Origin of the sequence: Vibrio injensis (assembly GCF_001895205.1) — a bacterium.
GTDB classification, from domain to species: Bacteria; Pseudomonadota; Gammaproteobacteria; order Enterobacterales; family Vibrionaceae; genus Vibrio; species Vibrio injensis.
This window is the reverse complement of the sequence record NZ_BDJF01000006.1, coordinates 21,676-39,616: the sequence shown is the minus strand read 5'-3', so window position 1 is coordinate 39,616 and position 17,941 is coordinate 21,676. Positions and strand designations below refer to the sequence as shown.

Genomic DNA, 17,941 nt, shown 5'->3' with positions numbered 1-17,941 from the left:
AAAAATGGTGTGAATTTCGGTTAAAATCGGTAAATTTGTGGTTTGACCAGCAAGGTCCCCCTTGCAACTTTCACTAGTTCGAATAAACTACGGAATCATCGCATTAGGCGAAATCTGTAAAGGAAAAGAAAACATGAGCAACATTGAAGAACGCGTAAAGAAAATCATCGTTGAACAGCTAGGTGTAGACGAAGCAGAAGTAAAAAATGAATCTTCTTTCGTTGAAGATCTAGGTGCAGATTCTCTAGACACTGTTGAATTAGTTATGGCTCTTGAAGAGGAATTTGATACTGAGATTCCTGATGAAGAAGCAGAGAAAATCACTACTGTTCAAGCTGCGATTGATTACGTGACCAGCAACGCTCAGTAATGTTCTCCCCAGGCGGCCCTCTGGCCGCCTGAGTTTTTTAGTCATCTATCCCTCTCATAGAACATTTCTATTCCGGAGAATATGATCGTGTCCAAGCGTCGTGTCGTTGTCACTGGCATGGGTATGTTGTCACCAGTAGGCAACACTGTAGAATCTTCTTGGAAAGCCCTGCTAGCTGGTCAAAGTGGTATCGTTAATATCGAGCACTTTGATACTACAAATTTCTCAACTCGTTTCGCAGGTCTAGTCAAAGACTTTAATTGCGAAGAGTATATGTCTAAAAAAGATGCCAGAAAAATGGATCTTTTTATTCAGTATGGCATTGCAGCGGGTATTCAAGCTTTAGACGACTCAGGTCTGCAAATCACCCCAGCTAATGCTCCACGCGTTGGTGTCGCCATTGGTTCAGGAATTGGTGGTCTGGAGTTAATTGAGTCGGGTCATCAGGCATTGTTCGAAAAAGGTCCACGTAAGGTTAGCCCATTTTTTGTTCCATCCACCATCGTTAATATGGTTGCTGGTAACCTTTCTATCATGCGTGGTTTACGTGGCCCAAATATTGCGATTTCCACTGCCTGTACCACAGGTTTGCACAACATTGGCCATGCGGCACGTATGATCGCTTATGGCGATGCCGATGCAATGGTCGCTGGTGGTGCCGAAAAAGCGTCTACGCCTTTAGGTATGGCTGGTTTTGGTGCTGCCAAAGCGTTATCCACTCGTAACGATGAACCTCAAAAAGCGTCACGTCCTTGGGATAAAGACCGTGATGGTTTTGTTTTGGGTGATGGCGCTGGTGTCATTGTGCTTGAAGAGTATGAACACGCTAAAGCTCGTGGTGCTAAAATTTATGCTGAACTGGTTGGTTTTGGTATGTCAGGTGATGCTTACCATATGACCTCACCAAGTGAAGATGGTTCTGGTGGCGCTCTAGCGATGGAAGCTGCGATGCGTGATGCTGGAGTCACTGGTACTCAAATCGGTTATGTTAATGCTCACGGAACGTCAACGCCGGCTGGTGATGTCGCTGAAGTGAAAGGAATTAAACGGGCATTAGGTGAAGAAGGTAGTCAGCAAGTATTGGTTTCTTCAACCAAATCAATGACGGGTCACTTACTCGGCGCAGCAGGTTCTGTTGAAGCAATCATTACCATTATGTCTTTGGTTGATCAAATCGTTCCACCAACGATTAACCTTGATAACCCTGAAGAAGGGTTAGATATTGACTTAGTGCCTCATACGGCGCGTAAAGTGTCAGGTATGGATTATGCTATATGTAACTCGTTTGGTTTCGGTGGCACTAACGGTTCATTGATTTTTAAACGCGTATAATTAGTTTATCTGATTTAGTTTGAGTTTAAACGGCTTGGTGCTTTGCATTAGGCCGTTTATTTTTTCAGGGAGGCAAGCATGATTAGACAACATGGATTGAATGACCCGCTCATAACCGCAAGTGATCGCTCTTTTCAATATGGCGACGGTTGTTTTAGTACCCTATTGATTAAACAAGGTAAAATTCAGCTCTGGGATTATCACCAAGAGCGTATACAAGCATGTTTACAGTGCTTGGCTATTCCATCTCCTGATTGGTCAATCATTGAGGATGCACTTAATCATATCGCCAAGGATGAGCAACAAGCAGGAATAAAACTGCATATTAGTCGTGGTGATGGAGGAAGAGGTTATAGTCCCAGTCAACGGCATCCAGCGAAGATCACCCTCAGCCGTTTTGACTTCCCTGCACATTACCATCAATGGCGACGTCACGGGGTTATGTTAGGCGTGTGTGAGCAGCGAATGGGCCTTAATCCGTTACTCGCTGGTCATAAACATAATAATCGCTTAGAACAGGTGTTACTGCGCGGTGAAATGGATAGAGCAGGGTATGCCGATGGGGTTTGTTTGGATCTTAATCATCACATCGTTGAAACCACGATGGCGAACTTGTTCTGGGTAAAAAAGAAGACTTTATATACGCCGAGTCTTGATAATGCCGGGGTTGCAGGCGTCGCTCGACGGATGATTTTACAATCGGCAACATCATTCGGATTGACCGTAGAAATCGGTCAGTTTTCAATGGAGCATTTGATTGCTGCCGATGAAGTTTTTATTTCTAATGCCATTATTGAGGTCGCCCCGATTATTGGTATTGTTAACCATCCGTACGCCATCGGTCGCTATGTACGATATTTTCAGGAGAGTTTTAATCCGTGATTAAAAAATTACTGGCCTTAATCTTAGTCATCATTGTTTTTACTATTGCAAGTTATTTTTATGCGGTTAAAAAGACCAATGACTATCTCGCGCAGCCTTTGTTGATCACTGAGCCACAGTTGATCACCCTTCATGGTGGGGCGAGTGTAAATAGAGCATTGACATTAATGACGGAGCAAACTTGGCTGGTTGAGGATGCTTTAGCCACTAAGTTATTACGTCGTCTGTACCCCGAATTAACATCAATTCGAGCGGGAACTTATCAATTACAACCAGGGTTTTCGTTACGCGATGGTTTAGCATTATTTGTTTCTGGACGAGAGTTTCAGTTTTCGATCACTTTTGTTGAGGGAAGCCGTTTTTCAGAGTGGCGTGCTAGTTTAGCGCAAAATCCTAACTTACAACAAACGATGACTGAGTATTCTGAGGTGGAGATTGCTCAATTATTGGGTATCGAGAATACAAAGCTAGAAGGTCTATTTTTAGCGGAAACCTACCATTTTACTAAAGGAGAGAAGGATATTGATATCCTTCGTCGTGCGCACCGTAAACTCAATCGTCTATTAGAGCAAGAGTGGGAACATCGTCAACCAGATTTACCATTGAAAACGCCTTACGAAGCACTTATTTTAGCGTCGATTATTGAAAAAGAAACAGCGATTGATGCAGAGCGTGAGCGAGTCTCTTCGGTGTTTATTAATCGATTAAATAAGCGAATGCGTTTGCAAACGGATCCCACGGTTATTTATGGTATGGGTGATCGCTATCAGGGGCGGATTCGCCGTGCCGATCTGCGTGAAGCGACAGAATATAATACTTACGTGATCAACGGACTACCTCCAACGCCGATTGCGATGGCTGGCCCAGCTTCGATTAAGGCTGCTTTAAATCCCGAGCAAAGTGATTATCTGTATTTTGTAGCCAGTGGCCATGGTGATCACGTATTTTCAAAAACGTTAGCCGAACATAATCGCGCGGTACGCGCCTATTTACAAGTGATCAGAAGTCGACAATGAACGCAAAATTTATCGTAGTAGAAGGGTTGGAAGGGGCTGGTAAAAGCACGGCTATCCAAGTTGTTATCGATACACTGCAAGCTTTTGGCATTGGCTCCATTATCCAAACTCGTGAGCCTGGTGGCACCGCATTGGCTGAAAAGATGCGTGCGTTAGTCAAAGAGGAGCATCCTGGTGAAATTTTACAAGATGTGACTGAAGTGTTGTTAATGTATGCTGCACGAGTGCAATTAGTAGAAAATGTCATTAAACCTGCATTGGCAACAGGATGTTGGGTGGTAGGCGATCGTCATGATATGTCGTCCCAAGCATATCAAGGTGGTGGACGGCAGATTAATCTTGCTACTATGCAGCAACTTAAGCAGTTAGCATTGGGGGATTTTGCGCCAGATTTTACTTTATATTTAGATATCGACCCAAGAGTCGGGTTAGAGCGAGCTCGTGGACGAGGGGAGTTAGATCGTATTGAGCGAATGGATTTGAGTTTTTTTGAGCGTACTCGCCAGCGTTATCTAGAGCTGGCTAAGGACAATCCATCCGTTACGATTATTAACGCGCAGCAAACCTTACAAGCGGTGACACAAGATATTCAGCAAGCGTTATTAAACTGGTTAAATCAACATAAAGGTTAATGATGAACGCAGTATATCCTTGGTTAAATGAGGCATGGGGGCGTTGGAAACAACAGATGGATCATCAACGCTTTGCTTCAGCGACGTTAATCAATGCACCACAAGGAGTAGGCGCAGAGCAATTAATTGAGAAATTTTCGCAGGCATTAATGTGTACTACGCAGCGTAGTGAGCCCTGTGGTTTTTGTCATGGTTGTGATTTGATGTCATCGGCAACGCATCCTGATTATCATACTATCCGACCTGAAAAAGAAGGTAAGTCAATTACGGTTGAGCAAATTCGTGGAGCGAATCGGTTAGCACAAGAGTCTTCACAGCTATCTGGTTTCCGGTTAATTGTGATTGAACCGGCTGAGGCAATGAATGAATCGGCAGCAAATGCTTTACTGAAAACGCTTGAAGAGCCTGCTGAAAAGTGTGTTTTTGTTTTACTGACTCATCAAGTTAGTCGTTTATTGGCGACAATCGTCAGCCGTTGCCAACCGATTATTATTCCTGAGCCGAAGCCACAAGCTGTTATGCCGTGGTTAACCGAGCAGTGCCAACAAGCGATCCCAGCGTTTGCTGCTCATCTTCATGGTAATGCTCCCTTGCTTACGCGTGAGTTTATTTTACAAGGTCAACTCAATGATTATTTGGCGATAGAACAACAATTTGTTCAGGCCTTGCAAGGTGATATATCGGCATTATTACATTGCGCTAAAACGATCAGTGGTCAGCCTCTTCGTGGATTACGTTGGCTTTGGTATCTCTTAACCGATGCTCAGAAAACCGCTTTTGGCGTATGGCAGCCTTATTTTACTCCGCAAAGTCAGTGGCTTGCTCAAGCTCGTTCTTTGTCTTTATTACAACAACAAACGGATTCATTGGCGCAGTTGATCAATCAATTACAGGGATTTAGTGGGTTAAATAGTGAACTTTTAATTGCTGATTGGTTATTTAAATTTAATGAGGAAACATGTTTGTAGATTCACATTGCCATCTTGATAAACTGAACTATCAAGATTTACACCAAGATATCAGCGATGTTCTTGCTAAAGCCGAACGGGCTAAAGTGACACAGTTACTTTCTGTGGGGGTGACGTTAGACTCATTTCCCAATATGTTAGCAATGATTACTCCCTTCGATAATATCCATGCTTCTTGCGGGGTTCATCCTCTCGACGTGCAAAGTGATTTTGATCTAGAGCGTTTTCACACTTATGCTCGTCACCCTAAAGTGGTGGCGATTGGGGAAACTGGGCTCGATTATCACTATCAACCAGAAACGCTGGCGTTACAACAACAGCGTTTTATTCAGCATATTGATACTGCCGTTGAACTTAATAAGCCATTGATTATTCATACTCGTCAAGCACGAGAAGATACTTTAGCTATACTAAAAGCGCATCATGCTGATCGTTGTGGTGGGGTTATACACTGTTTTACTGAAGATTGGGCTTTTGCGCAGGCCGCAATGGAGATGGGTTTCTATATTTCGATCTCTGGGATTGTTACGTTTCGCCAAGCGACAGAACTCAAAGCGGTGGTTAAGGAATTGCCATTAGAGAAACTGCTAATTGAAACCGATTCACCTTATTTAGCGCCAGTACCCCATCGAGGTAAAGAGAATCAACCAGCCTATGTGGTTGAGGTCGCAGCTTATATTGCTCAACTTAAAGGGCTTTCTTTAGGCGAAGTTGCAGAAAAAACCAGCAAAAATTTCCAAGATCTTTTTTTGCGATGAAAATCAAATTTTGTGGGCATAACGTGTCGTAAATCGTTGTTTTACGTGCTTAACTTCAAATTACTATCAAAAACTAGGCTTGTTTACTTAATTTGTTGAATATTCGTTCTAAAATCAGTAATTGGTAATTTTGTTACTAAAAATAACAACCCTGTCAATTTAATTTACCAAGTAAAATTAATTGATGGAAAATTATTATTAATATAAACAATAGGATAGAATGCTTCTGTTGCCTTGTTGATAAGTGATGGCTGTGTGATCTGTCTATTACTTTGAAACTAAATTTCTTTACGAACTGGAAAGTTTGAGGGGCATCAAGATATATTTAGAGGCGGAAAATATAATACATTTGTGGTTACATTTTCATTGGGTGCTAACATTTAGGCTACGGGGGTGTGCCGTTGGAACCCGAAAAATTCTAATAACTTAATCAGGAGCATAAACATGTTAAAGAACGCTTTTGCTAACCTGCAAAAAGTAGGTAAAGCACTGATGCTACCAGTATCAGTCTTACCCGTTGCAGGTATTTTGCTTGGTGTTGGGGCGGCAAACTTTAGTTGGCTGCCAGAAGTCGTCTCGCATTTGATGGAGCAAGCCGGTGGCTCGGTATTTGGTCAAATGGCACTTTTGTTTGCCGTTGGTGTGGCCTTAGGTTTTACCAATAACGATGGTGTATCAGGACTTTCTGCTATTGTTGGTTATGGCATCATGGTTGCTACCTTGAATGTTATGGCTGAGGTGATGGGGGTTGATGGCATCGAAACAGGCGTACTTGGCGGTATTCTTGCGGGTGGTGTTGCCGCTTGGTCGTTCAATCGCTTTTATAAAATTCAGCTACCAGAATATCTGGGCTTTTTTGCCGGTAAACGTGCAGTACCAATCATTACTGGCTTCTTATCGATTGCCTTGGGTATTATTTTATCAGTAATCTGGCCTCCAATCGGTGGCGTTATTGCTTCTTTCTCTGATTGGGCAGCACACCAAAACCCAGTAACCGCATTTGGTATCTACGGTATTGTTGAACGCTCATTGATTCCATTTGGTTTGCATCATATCTGGAACGTACCATTCTTCTACGAAGCGGGTTCATGCGTTACTAACTCAGGCCAACCTGCAACGGGCATTATGACTTGTTTCTTGACTGCGAATGATGTGACTCGCGAAGCGGGTAATGGTTTCGGTCAGTTAGCGGGTGGTTACCTGTTTAAAATGTTTGGTCTTCCTGCTGCAGCCTTTGCCATCGCGCATTGTGCTAAACCTGAAAACCGTGCAAAAATCATGGGTATCATGGCTTCTGCAGCATTAACTTCTTTCCTAACTGGTATTACTGAGCCAATTGAATTCTCTTTCCTATTCATTGCTCCTGTACTTTATGCAATCCACGCGGTACTTGCTGGTTTAGCGTATGTCCTAACTAACTCGTTAGGCGTTGTGCATGGTCATACGTTCTCTAACGGGTTTATTGACTTTGTTGTTCAGTCTCCTCGTGCGGAAAATATGTTACTACTGGTAGGTTTAGGTATCGCTTACGCTGTACTTTACTATGTGGTATTTACGTTTGTTATTCGTACTTTGAACCTAAAAACACCGGGTCGTGAAGATGAATCTGTTGATGCGAATACCTCAACAGGAACAGAGTTAGCCGGTGAGTTAGTTGCGGCATTTGGTGGTAAAGAAAACATCACTAACCTAGATGCTTGTATCACTCGCCTACGTGTGTCTGTAGCGGATACCGAATTGGTTGATCAAGCGAAACTAAAACAACTGGGTGCAGCTGGCGTTGTTGTCGTATCTGGTGGTGTACAAGCTATCTTTGGTACCAAGTCAGATAACTTGAGAACAGACATGGATGAGTGGATTCGTAACCACGGTTAATTCTCATTCTTTCCCCTATAAATAAGGAGACTTCGGTCTCCTTTTTATCGGTCTGCTGAAAGTGCCCATTATCAATGATGTTTTAACCTCTACCTATACTCTATCTTAACCTATCTTTACCTCTTTGCTGACATTGATCAGTACACTCCTCGTTAGACTGCCGTTATTTCCTTTGATTTTATTTTGCACTTGGTTGGATTATTCGTGTCATGTTTATTCTTTCTTCTGGCGGAGCCGACTTTGCTGCAATTGGACATCATTTGGGAGTTTATTTCTCAATCTTAGAAATTTGAGTAAATACCAGACGATATAGGATAAGTGACTTATGAAAAAAATAGCTGCAGTGGCGATGTTATTCAGCGTACCAGTAAGTGTTTATGCTCAACAAGAGCCGAGTTTAAAAGTGGGTATGGCCGTAGATCAACAGTTGAGTGCAGTCATTGAGGTTGATGAGCAATATCGTTTTATTCTTGGTAATGAAGGTGCCGCTTTTGATTATTTGATGCGACGTGGCAATTTTGACCGAGCTGACGTTCCTTTGGATTGGTACGTTGGAATTGGTGCTTGGGGTGAGTGGGATGGTGATTTTGGTGCGCGCGTACCATTAGGGGTTAACTGGCCAATTAACAGTAATATTGATGTCTATGGTCAAGTTCATCCAGAGTTAAACCTTCATTCAGGTGTCAATTTGCAATTGGGTGCGGCGTTAGGGATCACTTATCGCTTCTAAAATCGATAAGGCCACAGCAGATTAGCTGCTCGTGGCCTTATTAAGAGGAGATTATTCTTCTTGTTTCGCCATAGCTTTTTTAATGCAGATGGCTGCACCGCCCCAAGTGAGCCCAAGACCGATAATCATCATAATAATAGCACCAGTAGTCATTAGTTTGCTTCCTTACGATTCGTTAAGTTCACGATGGCACCCATCACCAGCAATGCGATAATAATCGTCCAACCTAAAGTTAAATTATAGCCACCATACCCTTCAGTAAGTAGTGCACGTAATTTAGTTACGACAATGATTGCCAACACGACAGGGGAAACGAAGCGCAAACAAATGTCGAACCATACTCCAATCGTAAAATCAGAAATGGAGTTAACATATTTACGCACGTCGGAAATTTTCAGCAACCAAGTCATGAGAATGAGTTCAACTAGGCAACTCGCCATAATGCCGACATTGTTCGCAAAGTGATCGACTAAATCGAGTAGCAGTAAGCCGCCATTAGTCGCAAATGCCATAGAAATAATAAATCCTGAACCGATTACAATATTGGCTGCTTTCTTACGGCTCCAACCAAGTTTGTCAATCACCGCGGAGGTGACGGCTTCTAAGATAGAGATGTGTGAGCTCAGTCCAGCAACGACTAAGGCTAAGAAAAATAGTGGACCTAAAATGTAAGGGATCGGTAGTAAGTTGATGGCAGCAGGAATAGTGACAAAAGCTAAACCAACGCCAGCAGAAACAACTTCAGTCAGCGGTTTGCCTTGTTCTTGAGCCATGTAACCAAGAACTGAGAAAATCATGATACCGGCGAGAATGGAAAAACCGCAGTTGATCAAGACGGTCATAAAAGCATTATTGGTGATATCAGATTTCTGTGGTAGATAGCTGGAATAGGCTAGCATAATCGCAAAGCCAATGCTGAGGGTAAAGAAGATTTGCCCATAAGCGGCAGCCCAGACTTTAACATCCCAAATTTTACTAAAATCTGGCTCGAACATATAGTTGACGCCATCTAATGCACCAGGTAAGAAAATCATACGTGCAATTAGGAGTAGTACCATGATGAACAATACCGGCATCATGATTTTGGAAGCACGCTCAATACCAGATTTCACTCCGCCGACAATAGCTGCATAAGTAATAGCCCAAGCAATCGCCATCGTAAAAGCAATTTTCCACTGAATCGATCCAAGGTTAGTCGGCGAGTTATCACCAAGACCTAGGTATTCGCTAAAGAAAAAGCTATTGGTATCCGTTCCCCAACTTTGGGTAAATGACATGCCGAAGTAGGAAATTGCCCAGCCAATCACAGCCACATAGTACACCCCAATGGTTGCTGCGATACCCACTTGAAACCAACCAAGCCATTCAAATTTTGTATTAATTTTGGCGAGAGTTGTTGGTGCAGATCCGCGATGTTTTTGGCCCATACTGAATTCGAGGATCATAAAAGGAATGCCTGCCGTTAACATAGCAAATAGATAAGGGATGAAAAAAGCGCCCCCTCCATTCTCATAAGCCATGTAGGGGAAACGCCAAATGTTACCTAGGCCAATCGCAGAACCTACGGCGGCTAAAATGAATCCTGTACGGGATCCCCATTGTTCTCGCTTCATTTATTTCTCCTTAATCATTCCCTGAGGTATGAAGCCTCATTAGACCTTGTTTACTCATTCATTGAGATGTGGAAGCAAGCCTTCCCGTTACCGCTCACTTTTGCCAGAGTCGACTGACGAAAAGATCATCGTATGAGTATAGGTCTAATTGTTAAAATATTGTTCCATCATCCGTGAATGTGTAAAAACGTAGATTTACCTGTGGTCTATATGGTTATTTATTGGAATATTATTCTGTTGTTGTCGATGTGTGTTTGCGTAATCTGAAATAATCAGCTGCGCATTAATTGAGAGACTACAGAGAACTTTTAAAAATGGCAATACAATGTAAACGGTTTGTTGTCAGTGATAGATAGCGGCATCCAAGTTATTTATACAAAAATATAGGGGTATATTTGTGTTTTTCGTCGTTAACTGAATCAATCCACTCTATTAAAAGTCATTGTCCATTGATAAAACTGTATTTAACAACAGAGTGCTTGACCAAAAAAACAGCAGTTAGTGGTCAGTGCTTCTAGCTGCGGTTGATCTTGCAAGGTTAAATTTGGTTTGAGATAAACGGCTTGATATCTATGATTCGCAATCAGGGAGACGATAAAGCCATTTCCATACTAATCAGCGATGAACAGCTTAAAAACGTAAGCTGAGCCCTAGATTAAAAGCAAATTGATTCATCCAGTTGGAGTGAAAACCAATCAAACAACCGCTATTTTGTTCAAGCTGACAAATAGCACTGGTATCGTTGTCAACCATAGTGCCAAGCCATCGAAAATGCGATGTAATGGTGAGGTTAGAGGCAATCTTATAGTCTATACCGGCAAACACGCTAGACGAGAAACCATATTTTTTATTAACCCAGTCAACATCAACGTATGAGCCACCTAGCCCAACGCCAATAAATGCAGAGCTTTTAGATTCTAAAGGGTAATAAATACTACTTTGGAAGTGCAGATAATGCATGGTGGCTTGATTATCGATTTGTTCAACTTGTGATGATTGATGGCTATAGAAAAAACCGATGCGTCCAGTTTGAAAGGGGGTTTCGATGGCTAATGCAATATTTTCCGATGGTTTGATGTCGTATTGACGTTGTTGAAAATCCTCCACTTTGCCACCCAACGTATAGCCAAAATAAGGCGTCACATACAGTTCACTTTTTACCGGGAAGGCGAGTAAGCTCAATAGGAGAGATGGTATAAACGAACGGTAGAGCGGGAATCCATTAAGTCGCATGTAATACTCCTTCTGCATAACTGCCTATCCTACTATAGGATAGGATAGGATAGGATAGGAGAGTGAGTGAATACTATCGTTACTTTAGTCATCGAGAATAAAAGCTTTACTCTCCCTCGCTAGTGAAGATAAATGTGATAATCACTTGATATTTGTGTGGTAAAAAACGACAGTATAAAGGATTAGTGTATGCTTATGTTGTCATTCAGTGATTCTCAAGGAGAGGTGTATGGAACGCGATCTTAAACACGCATTAATGATTACCGCAGCAATCTTTGCTGTTCTTATCGGCTATGGTTTAATTACTATCGCTAATTAAAAGCTAGAGGTTCTGCTTATGGTGAACAGTGGAACAGTCTCAGGGCTAGAATCGAGAGTCGACACTGTTCGGCTCTCGAAGTTTCTGACTGGTAAAAATAGTTTAGTTGCCCAAGGTGGAGGGCAGCGGGGGATTTTTACCGCAGGGGTGTTAGATGCTTTTATGTTGTCTAATTTTGACCCGTTTGATGAATTTTATGGCACGTCAGCGGGCGCATTAAATCTTTGTTCTTATCTATGTCGTCAACACGGTTTAGGTAAAGCTTTCATTCTCGAACTCACGACCGATCCTCAGTTTTTTCATTTATTCAGTTATATCCGACGCAAACAGTATATGAATTTAGACTGGGCGCTCGATAAAATCAGTGATTATCCTTACCGTTTAGATTTGGACATGGGGCGGCATGTATTGGGCCAGCGAAAGGCCTTTGCTGCGGTGACGGAGGCTCAGTCATTAACCGATGCTTATTTTCCGATGCTGGATAATGATTGGCGAGAAGTCCTTATCGCGACCTGCGCAATTCCGGGTTTATACACTCAAGAAGTTTCATTAGGTCAACATTGCTATATTGATGGTGGGGTGTCAGCGTCTATCCCCGTTCAGCAAGCTTGGCGTCAAGAAGCGCGATTTATCACCGTCATCCGGACGGAAACGTTAGAGGAAGAAGATCAGCAAAACGCTTTGGTAGAGCAAGAGTCTGATTCTCAAGTTAAGTGGTTACGTGAATCGGTAAACCATATTCAGCAACATTGGCAAAATAAAATACTGCAATGGAGACAAGATTGGAATGGTTTCCTGCAGCAACAACTCGCCAAAGCACAAGAGATCAAGAAAGAGCAAAAGCATCTCGATGTGTTAAATGGAGGACGCTGGCTGTTTGGGGCTGACAATATTTATCGGTTAAGTCATTTATTAGGCAATAAATTCGATGCGGGTCTTGCCGATATGTTAATGGTTCATTATCAAACCTATTCATTAACCAGTGACTTTCTTCATACCCCGCCAGATGATGCGTTTATTTTACAAATTGTGCCAAGTGAACCACTGAAATCAAGCTCTTTACTCAGTAGTCAGGGAGCATTGCTCTATGACTATGAGTTAGGGCTACAAGCTGGTTATCGTTTTATTGAAACTTATGAGCAGGCTAAGCAGCTTGCCATTCAGCGAGCTAATCCGCCAGTTATTGATCCTTTTTATGGCGATCAATAGGAGAATGGTGATTTATCGCCGTTTTTCTCGTTCTTGAAAGATTAAATCATTTGACTAGAAGGTAGGCACGGTTTGTGCCTACCTCTGCAATTAAAATACTGGCAAGATACGCATGCAGTTGGTGGTTCCTTCCACATCCATAATATCGCCTTGAGTAATGATCACCAGATCGCCAAATTCGAGGAGTTTTTTGTCTTTTAGGGCTTGTAGAGCCGCCTGAGCAACTTCTGCTCCCTGACCGTGATTGCTATCAAAATAGAATGGAGTGACTCCTCGATAGAGGGCGCAGCGGTTCAGAGCATGCTCATTACGAGACATGGCGAAGATAGGTAATATCGAGTTAAGACGTGAGGTCATTAGCGCTGTTCGCCCTGACTCGGTTAATGTAACCATCGCTGTGACTCCCTCAAGGTGATTGGCTGCATAGATGGTTGACATGGCGATGGTTTCTTCTTCGGTTTGGAAAGCGCGATCGATACGATAATTTTGTTGGCTCGCTTCGATCATTTTTTCTGCGCCGACACAGACTTCGGCCATTGCTTTGACGGTCTCTACTGGGTATTTACCTGCGGCTGTTTCCCCTGAAAGCATGACCGCATCAGTGCCATCGAGTACTGCGTTTGCTACGTCCATCACTTCTGCCCGAGTTGGCATCGGGTTGGTTATCATCGATTCCATCATCTGTGTGGCTGTAATGACGATGCGATTGAGCTCTTTAGAACGACGAATCAGTTTCTTTTGCACCGCGATTAATTCTGGATCGCCAATTTCTACTCCAAGATCGCCTCGTGCAACCATGATGACGTCAGAGGCGCGAATAATATCATCGATATTTTCATCACAAGAGACGGTCTCTGCGCGCTCAACTTTGGCCACCAATCTGGCATTCAGTCCGGCTTCGCGAGCTAAACGACGAGCATAATCCATATCTTTTCCATTGCGTGGAAAAGAGATCGCTAAATAATCCACACCAATGTCTGCCGCCAGTATAATATCTCGCTTATCTTTTTCTGTTAAGGCTTCAGCAGAAAGGCCACCGCCTTTTTTGTTAATGCCTTTATTATTGGATAATGGTCCGCCGATAAGCACTGTAGTGTGAATTTTACTTCCTTCTACAGCAGTGACTTGCAACTGAACTCTGCCATCGTCGAGTAATAAAATGTCTTCTGCGACAACGTCATTTGGCAAAGCTTTGTAATCAATGCCGACGGCGTGCAGCGTGCCTTCACCGAGTCCGAGCTCGGCATCTAAAATGAAACTATCGCCTTCATTGAGAAAAACTTTGCCTTCTTTGAAGGTCGATACTCGAATTTTAGGACCTTGTAAGTCACCTAAGATCGCCACATGTCGACCTAATCGCCGCGCAATTTCGCGAACTTTTTCTGCTCGTAATCGATGATCGTCCCCTGAACCATGGGAGAAGTTCATTCTGACCACATTTACACCACAACGAATAATCGTTTCTAACACGTTTCCTTGATCTGTCGATGGACCTAATGTAGCGACAATTTTTGTTCTTCTTAATGCGGCGGTCATACTTTTCTCCTTGAAAATCCAGTCGATAATCGCAACCTCTTGGATCTCAGTATAGACCTAAGTCTATAAAAATAGAGGGTTTAGAAAAAAAATGATAATTTATCGATCTAACCCTCATCTTAGCTATCCTGAGAGCGAAATTGGCTGTTTTGGGGTTAAAAACACAAACTCAAATTTATATGCGTGATGGCTGTCACGGCTATACATCAAGTTGCTTCACAATTAGTTCGCAAAGTAAAAAAATTGGCAGGTTATTGAAATCTGGAGTGCACCATGTATATGGCTCAACCAGGCCATATTGATCATATTAAACAGGTCAATGCTGGTCGTGTATATAAATTGATAGATCAAAAAGGCCCTATATCGCGCATTGACCTTTCTAAAGAGAGTGAATTAGCTCCGGCAAGTATTACTAAAATTACTCGCGAATTAATTGATGCCCATTTGATCCATGAAACGACCGTTCAAGAAGCGATCAGTCGTGGCAGACCTGCCGTTGGTCTGCAAACCAATAATCAAGGCTGGCAATTTCTTTCCATGCGTTTAGGCCGAGGCTATCTGACGATTGCGTTGCATGAGTTGGGTGGTGAGGTATTGATTGACACCAAAATTGATATTCATGAAATCGATCAAGATGATGTGTTAGCACGGTTATTATTTGAAATAGAAGAGTTTTTTCAAACTTACGCCGCCCAATTGGACCGAGTGACCAGTATTGCGATTACTCTGCCGGGGTTAGTCAATTCACAGCAAGGCATGGTATTACAAATGCCGCATTATAATGTGAAAAACTTGGCGCTAGGCCCAGAAATTTATAAAGCGACTGGATTACCAGTGTTTGTCGCTAACGATACTCGAGCTTGGGCGTTAGCCGAAAAACTATTTGGTCACTCGCAAGATGTTGATAATTCGATATTGATTTCTATTCATCACGGATTAGGGGCCGGGATTATCGTTGATGGTCGGGTATTACAAGGCCGCTATGGTAATATTGGTGAGCTTGGTCATATTCAAATTGATCCTCAAGGTAAACGTTGTCATTGCGGCAATATTGGCTGTCTTGAAACGGTAGCCAGTTCACAAGCGATTCGTGATCAGGTGTCGTTACGAATTGCTCAAGGAGAAGCGTCTTCATTATCTGGACAAGAGAACATTTCGATTGAAGACATCTGTTTAGCAGCGGCTAATGGTGATCCGCTCGCGGTGGAAGTGATTGAGCAACTCGGACGTTATTTAGGCGCAGCCATTGCAATAGTGATCAATTTATTTAACCCTGACAAAGTACTGATTGGTGGGGTAATGAATCAAGCAAAAACGGTGTTATACCCGGCAATTCAGCGCTGTATTGAAGAGCACAGTCTTCCTGCTTATCACCAACATTTACAGTTGGTTGAATCTCGCTTTTATAAACAAGCCACAATGCCAGGAGCCGCATTAATCAAGCAAGCGCTCTACGATGGTTTATTATTAATGAAAGTGGTTGAAGGATAATTTTTCTTCGTTTTTTTTGCACGACAGTTTACATTGTTCGCCTAAATTAATGATCTACCCAAGTGCCTCACAGAAATTTAGGTATATACTGTAAACGATGGTGCTTTTCTATTAGCGGGATTTTCTATGTCGAGTATCTTAAATACGGTCGATCAGCGTACCAATTTGGTGGGAGAGAACCGCCTAGAACTGTTGCTGTTTAGTCTAAATAGTCGACAGATTTTTGCGATCAACGTATTTAAGGTACGTGAAGTGATCAAGGTGCCGCCAACGACTAAAATGCCCGGCTCTCATCCGAATATTATGGGGGTCGCCTCTTTACGAGGTGTCGCTGTCCCGATCATTGATCTTCGTCGAGCGATTGGTTTTCCTGAAACCAAGCTGGACAATCAAGAGCACAACTTAATCATTACCGAATACAACCGTACGGTGCAGGGTTTTTTGGTTGGTCAGGTACGCAATATTATTAATACGGCGTGGACAGAAATTCAGCCCCCACCCAAATCGGTAGGCCGTTCCAACTACCTGACGGCGATAACGCATATTAAAGAGCAAAATCAAACTCATATCGTCGAAGTGATTGACGTAGAAAAAGTGCTCGCTGAAATCATCGACTATGATGTATCGATTTCTGAACATGTGTTAGATCATGACATATTAGGTGAAATGGTTGGGCGTAACATTTTGATTGTTGACGACTCTTCCACTGCCCGTAAGCAGATTAAAGATACGTTATCTCAGCTTGGATTAAACATAATCGAGTGTTGGGATGGCTTAGAAGCATTGAAGCTACTGAAATCATGGTGTGATGAAGGTAAAGATATCAATCAAGAGCTGTTGATGATGATCACCGATGCAGAAATGCCAGAAATGGATGGTTATAAGCTCACTTATGAAGTGCGTAACGATCCGAGAATGGCAAGTTTGTACATTACCTTAAATACGTCACTCAGTGGCAGCTTTAATGAAGCCATGGTACAAAAAGTCGGCTGTGATAAATTTATCTCCAAATTCCAGCCTGATTTACTGGTGCAAGCGGTACAAGATCGCTTACGTGATACCTTATAATCAGCGCATAATTCATTAATGACTGAAAACCCCGTCCTTGACCTCGAGCTAGCGACGGGGTTTTTATTTTCCGAATTAATGTGCTTGAAGTGGCTTATTTCGGTTGTGCGTCAATACACTGGCCATGCACGTGTTGGCTCTCATTGGCCATCAAGTAGAGATAAAGCGGCATAATCTCTTGCGGTGTTTTTAAGCGGTTAGCATCTTCTTGCGGATAGGCTTTGGCGCGCATGGCGGTGCGTGTTCCACCGGGATTAATCGCATTGACGCGTAATGGGGTATCACGTAGCTCATCGGCGAGGATTTGCATCATCCCTTCAGTGGCAAACTTGGAAATAGAGTAGGTCGCCCAACCTGAACGGCCACTGTGACCCACGGTCGAGCTGGTAAAGACAACTCGGCCTTGTGGCGAGCGTTTAATCAAGGGTAAAGCGGCTTGGGTAAGTAAAAGCTGAGCTTTGACATTGACTTGCATTACCTGATCGTAAGTATGTTCGCTAATTGCTTCAAACGGGCTGATGTCGCCTAATAACCCAGCGCTATGCAATAAACCATCCAGTTGACCACATTGTTGCTCTATCTTGCGCATCAAGGCTTGATAATCGTTTTTGCTGGCATGTTGCATATCTAAGGGGATCGCTAAGGCTTGTGGGTAGCCAGCGTTGATAATTTCATCGTAGGTTTGCTGCAGTTTATCTTCGCTGCGGCCGAGTAAAATGACCCTTGCTCCATGGGCGGCGTAAGTGATAGCCGCTTGTTTGCCAATACCATCACTGGCACCAGTGACTAAAATAACCTTATTTTGTAAAGCATCAACAGCAACAGAGTAATTCACGTCAGATTCCTTTTGGTTATAATCTCGAATCTAATCCAACTTTGGCAGTTCAACCGTCCGAGATGAGGTTTTAC

18 protein-coding genes are annotated in these 17,941 nt (G+C 42.9%); 13 read left to right on the top strand and 5 right to left on the bottom strand.

What is annotated here, in order from left to right; translation table 11 throughout:
• Positions 1-133: 133 nt before the first annotated feature.
• The 9 genes from acpP to BSR11_RS00295 all read left to right on the top strand — a co-directional run bounded on the left by acpP (position 134) and on the right by BSR11_RS00295 (position 8,563).
• The gene (acpP, locus tag BSR11_RS00335; protein ID WP_000065130.1) at positions 134-370 is read left to right on the top strand and encodes an acyl carrier protein; all 237 of its coding nucleotides are present in this window, start codon (positions 134-136) and stop codon (positions 368-370) included.
• Positions 371-457: 87 nt separating this feature from the next.
• Positions 458-1,702 carry a beta-ketoacyl-ACP synthase II gene (gene fabF, locus BSR11_RS00330; protein ID WP_072668943.1) on the top strand — a complete coding sequence of 415 codons (1,245 nt, stop codon included), beginning with the start codon at positions 458-460 and terminating at the stop codon, positions 1,700-1,702.
• A 78-nt stretch (positions 1,703-1,780) separates the two neighbouring features.
• Complete coding sequence (gene pabC, locus BSR11_RS00325) at positions 1,781-2,584, top strand: aminodeoxychorismate lyase (protein ID WP_072668541.1); 804 nt, start codon at positions 1,781-1,783, stop codon at positions 2,582-2,584.
• Complete coding sequence (gene mltG, locus BSR11_RS00320) at positions 2,581-3,600, top strand: endolytic transglycosylase MltG (RefSeq protein WP_072668540.1); 1,020 nt, start codon at positions 2,581-2,583, stop codon at positions 3,598-3,600. Before pabC ends, mltG begins: the two co-directional genes overlap by 4 nt.
• Positions 3,597-4,232: a dTMP kinase gene (gene tmk, locus BSR11_RS00315; RefSeq protein ID WP_072668539.1), complete on the top strand. Its 636-nt coding sequence runs from the start codon at positions 3,597-3,599 to the stop codon at positions 4,230-4,232. The genes mltG and tmk overlap by 4 nt, the downstream gene beginning before the upstream one ends.
• A 2-nt stretch (positions 4,233-4,234) precedes the next feature.
• Positions 4,235-5,200 (top strand): DNA polymerase III subunit delta', encoded by a 966-nt coding sequence (holB, locus tag BSR11_RS00310; protein WP_072668538.1) that lies wholly within the window; start codon positions 4,235-4,237, stop codon positions 5,198-5,200.
• Positions 5,191-5,958: a TatD family hydrolase gene (locus tag BSR11_RS00305; protein ID WP_072668537.1), complete on the top strand. Its 768-nt coding sequence runs from the start codon at positions 5,191-5,193 to the stop codon at positions 5,956-5,958. The genes holB and BSR11_RS00305 overlap by 10 nt, the downstream gene beginning before the upstream one ends.
• A 444-nt stretch (positions 5,959-6,402) precedes the next feature.
• Complete coding sequence (gene ptsG, locus BSR11_RS00300) at positions 6,403-7,833, top strand: PTS glucose transporter subunit IIBC (protein ID WP_072668536.1); 1,431 nt, start codon at positions 6,403-6,405, stop codon at positions 7,831-7,833.
• Positions 7,834-8,158: 325 nt separating this feature from the next.
• The gene (locus tag BSR11_RS00295; protein WP_072668535.1) at positions 8,159-8,563 is read left to right on the top strand and encodes a hypothetical protein; all 405 of its coding nucleotides are present in this window, start codon (positions 8,159-8,161) and stop codon (positions 8,561-8,563) included.
• Positions 8,564-8,614: 51 nt separating this feature from the next.
• Here BSR11_RS00295 and BSR11_RS17005 read toward each other — a convergent pair whose 3' ends face one another.
• From BSR11_RS17005 to BSR11_RS00285, 3 genes are all read right to left on the bottom strand, one after another.
• A complete protein-coding gene (locus tag BSR11_RS17005) occupies positions 8,615-8,716 on the bottom strand; it encodes a MetS family NSS transporter small subunit (protein WP_110167920.1) in 102 nt (33 codons plus the stop codon).
• On the bottom strand, positions 8,716-10,176 hold the full coding sequence (locus BSR11_RS00290; RefSeq protein WP_072668534.1) for a sodium-dependent transporter: 1,461 nt from the start codon (positions 10,174-10,176) through the stop codon (positions 8,716-8,718). Before BSR11_RS00290 ends, BSR11_RS17005 begins: the two co-directional genes overlap by 1 nt.
• A gap of 630 nt (positions 10,177-10,806) precedes the next feature.
• Complete coding sequence (locus BSR11_RS00285) at positions 10,807-11,409, bottom strand: hypothetical protein (RefSeq protein WP_072668533.1); 603 nt, start codon at positions 11,407-11,409, stop codon at positions 10,807-10,809.
• A gap of 229 nt (positions 11,410-11,638) precedes the next feature.
• Between BSR11_RS00285 and cydH the strand changes: the two genes are divergently transcribed.
• Both cydH and BSR11_RS00280 read left to right on the top strand, forming a co-directional pair.
• Positions 11,639-11,728, top strand: a complete 90-nt coding sequence (gene cydH, locus BSR11_RS17000; RefSeq protein ID WP_110167917.1) for a cytochrome bd-I oxidase subunit CydH — start codon at positions 11,639-11,641, stop codon at positions 11,726-11,728.
• Between the two features lie 18 nt (positions 11,729-11,746).
• Positions 11,747-12,937, top strand: a complete 1,191-nt coding sequence (locus BSR11_RS00280) for a patatin-like phospholipase family protein (RefSeq protein WP_072668532.1) — start codon at positions 11,747-11,749, stop codon at positions 12,935-12,937.
• Between the two features lie 90 nt (positions 12,938-13,027).
• Here BSR11_RS00280 and pyk read toward each other — a convergent pair whose 3' ends face one another.
• Complete coding sequence (pyk, locus tag BSR11_RS00275) at positions 13,028-14,473, bottom strand: pyruvate kinase (protein WP_072668531.1); 1,446 nt, start codon at positions 14,471-14,473, stop codon at positions 13,028-13,030.
• 273 nt (positions 14,474-14,746) lie between these two features.
• On the opposite strand from pyk, the gene mlc reads away from it, so the two are divergent.
• On the top strand, positions 14,747-15,964 hold the full coding sequence (gene mlc / locus BSR11_RS00270; protein WP_072668530.1) for a sugar metabolism global transcriptional regulator Mlc: 1,218 nt from the start codon (positions 14,747-14,749) through the stop codon (positions 15,962-15,964).
• Positions 15,965-16,090: 126 nt separating this feature from the next.
• Complete coding sequence (locus BSR11_RS00265; protein WP_072668529.1) at positions 16,091-17,032, top strand: chemotaxis protein CheV; 942 nt, start codon at positions 16,091-16,093, stop codon at positions 17,030-17,032.
• 94 nt (positions 17,033-17,126) lie between these two features.
• On the opposite strand, the gene BSR11_RS00260 is transcribed toward BSR11_RS00265, so the two are convergent.
• Positions 17,127-17,867 (bottom strand): YciK family oxidoreductase, encoded by a 741-nt coding sequence (locus tag BSR11_RS00260; protein ID WP_072668528.1) that lies wholly within the window; start codon positions 17,865-17,867, stop codon positions 17,127-17,129.
• Positions 17,868-17,941 lie beyond the last annotated feature (74 nt).

Excerpts from the sequence above, each read along its gene's own strand:
- tmk (WP_072668539.1), top strand. The coding sequence starts at position 3,597 with ATGAACGCAAAATTTATCGTAGTAGAAGGGTTGGAAGGGGCTGGTAAA.
- cydH (WP_110167917.1), top strand. The coding sequence starts at position 11,639 with ATGGAACGCGATCTTAAACACGCATTAATGATTACCGCAGCAATCTTT.
- BSR11_RS17005 (WP_110167920.1), bottom strand. The coding sequence starts at position 8,716 with ATGACTACTGGTGCTATTATTATGATGATTATCGGTCTTGGGCTCACT.
- BSR11_RS00295 (WP_072668535.1), top strand. The coding sequence starts at position 8,159 with ATGAAAAAAATAGCTGCAGTGGCGATGTTATTCAGCGTACCAGTAAGT.
- BSR11_RS00285 (WP_072668533.1), bottom strand. The coding sequence starts at position 11,409 with ATGCGACTTAATGGATTCCCGCTCTACCGTTCGTTTATACCATCTCTC.
- pyk (WP_072668531.1), bottom strand. The coding sequence starts at position 14,473 with ATGACCGCCGCATTAAGAAGAACAAAAATTGTCGCTACATTAGGTCCA.
- BSR11_RS00305 (WP_072668537.1), top strand. The coding sequence starts at position 5,191 with ATGTTTGTAGATTCACATTGCCATCTTGATAAACTGAACTATCAAGAT.
- BSR11_RS00265 (WP_072668529.1), top strand. The coding sequence starts at position 16,091 with ATGTCGAGTATCTTAAATACGGTCGATCAGCGTACCAATTTGGTGGGA.
- acpP (WP_000065130.1), top strand. The coding sequence starts at position 134 with ATGAGCAACATTGAAGAACGCGTAAAGAAAATCATCGTTGAACAGCTA.
- holB (WP_072668538.1), top strand. The coding sequence starts at position 4,235 with ATGAACGCAGTATATCCTTGGTTAAATGAGGCATGGGGGCGTTGGAAA.
- BSR11_RS00290 (WP_072668534.1), bottom strand. The coding sequence starts at position 10,176 with ATGAAGCGAGAACAATGGGGATCCCGTACAGGATTCATTTTAGCCGCC.
- pabC (WP_072668541.1), top strand. The coding sequence starts at position 1,781 with ATGATTAGACAACATGGATTGAATGACCCGCTCATAACCGCAAGTGAT.
- BSR11_RS00280 (WP_072668532.1), top strand. The coding sequence starts at position 11,747 with ATGGTGAACAGTGGAACAGTCTCAGGGCTAGAATCGAGAGTCGACACT.
- mlc (WP_072668530.1), top strand. The coding sequence starts at position 14,747 with ATGTATATGGCTCAACCAGGCCATATTGATCATATTAAACAGGTCAAT.
- ptsG (WP_072668536.1), top strand. The coding sequence starts at position 6,403 with ATGTTAAAGAACGCTTTTGCTAACCTGCAAAAAGTAGGTAAAGCACTG.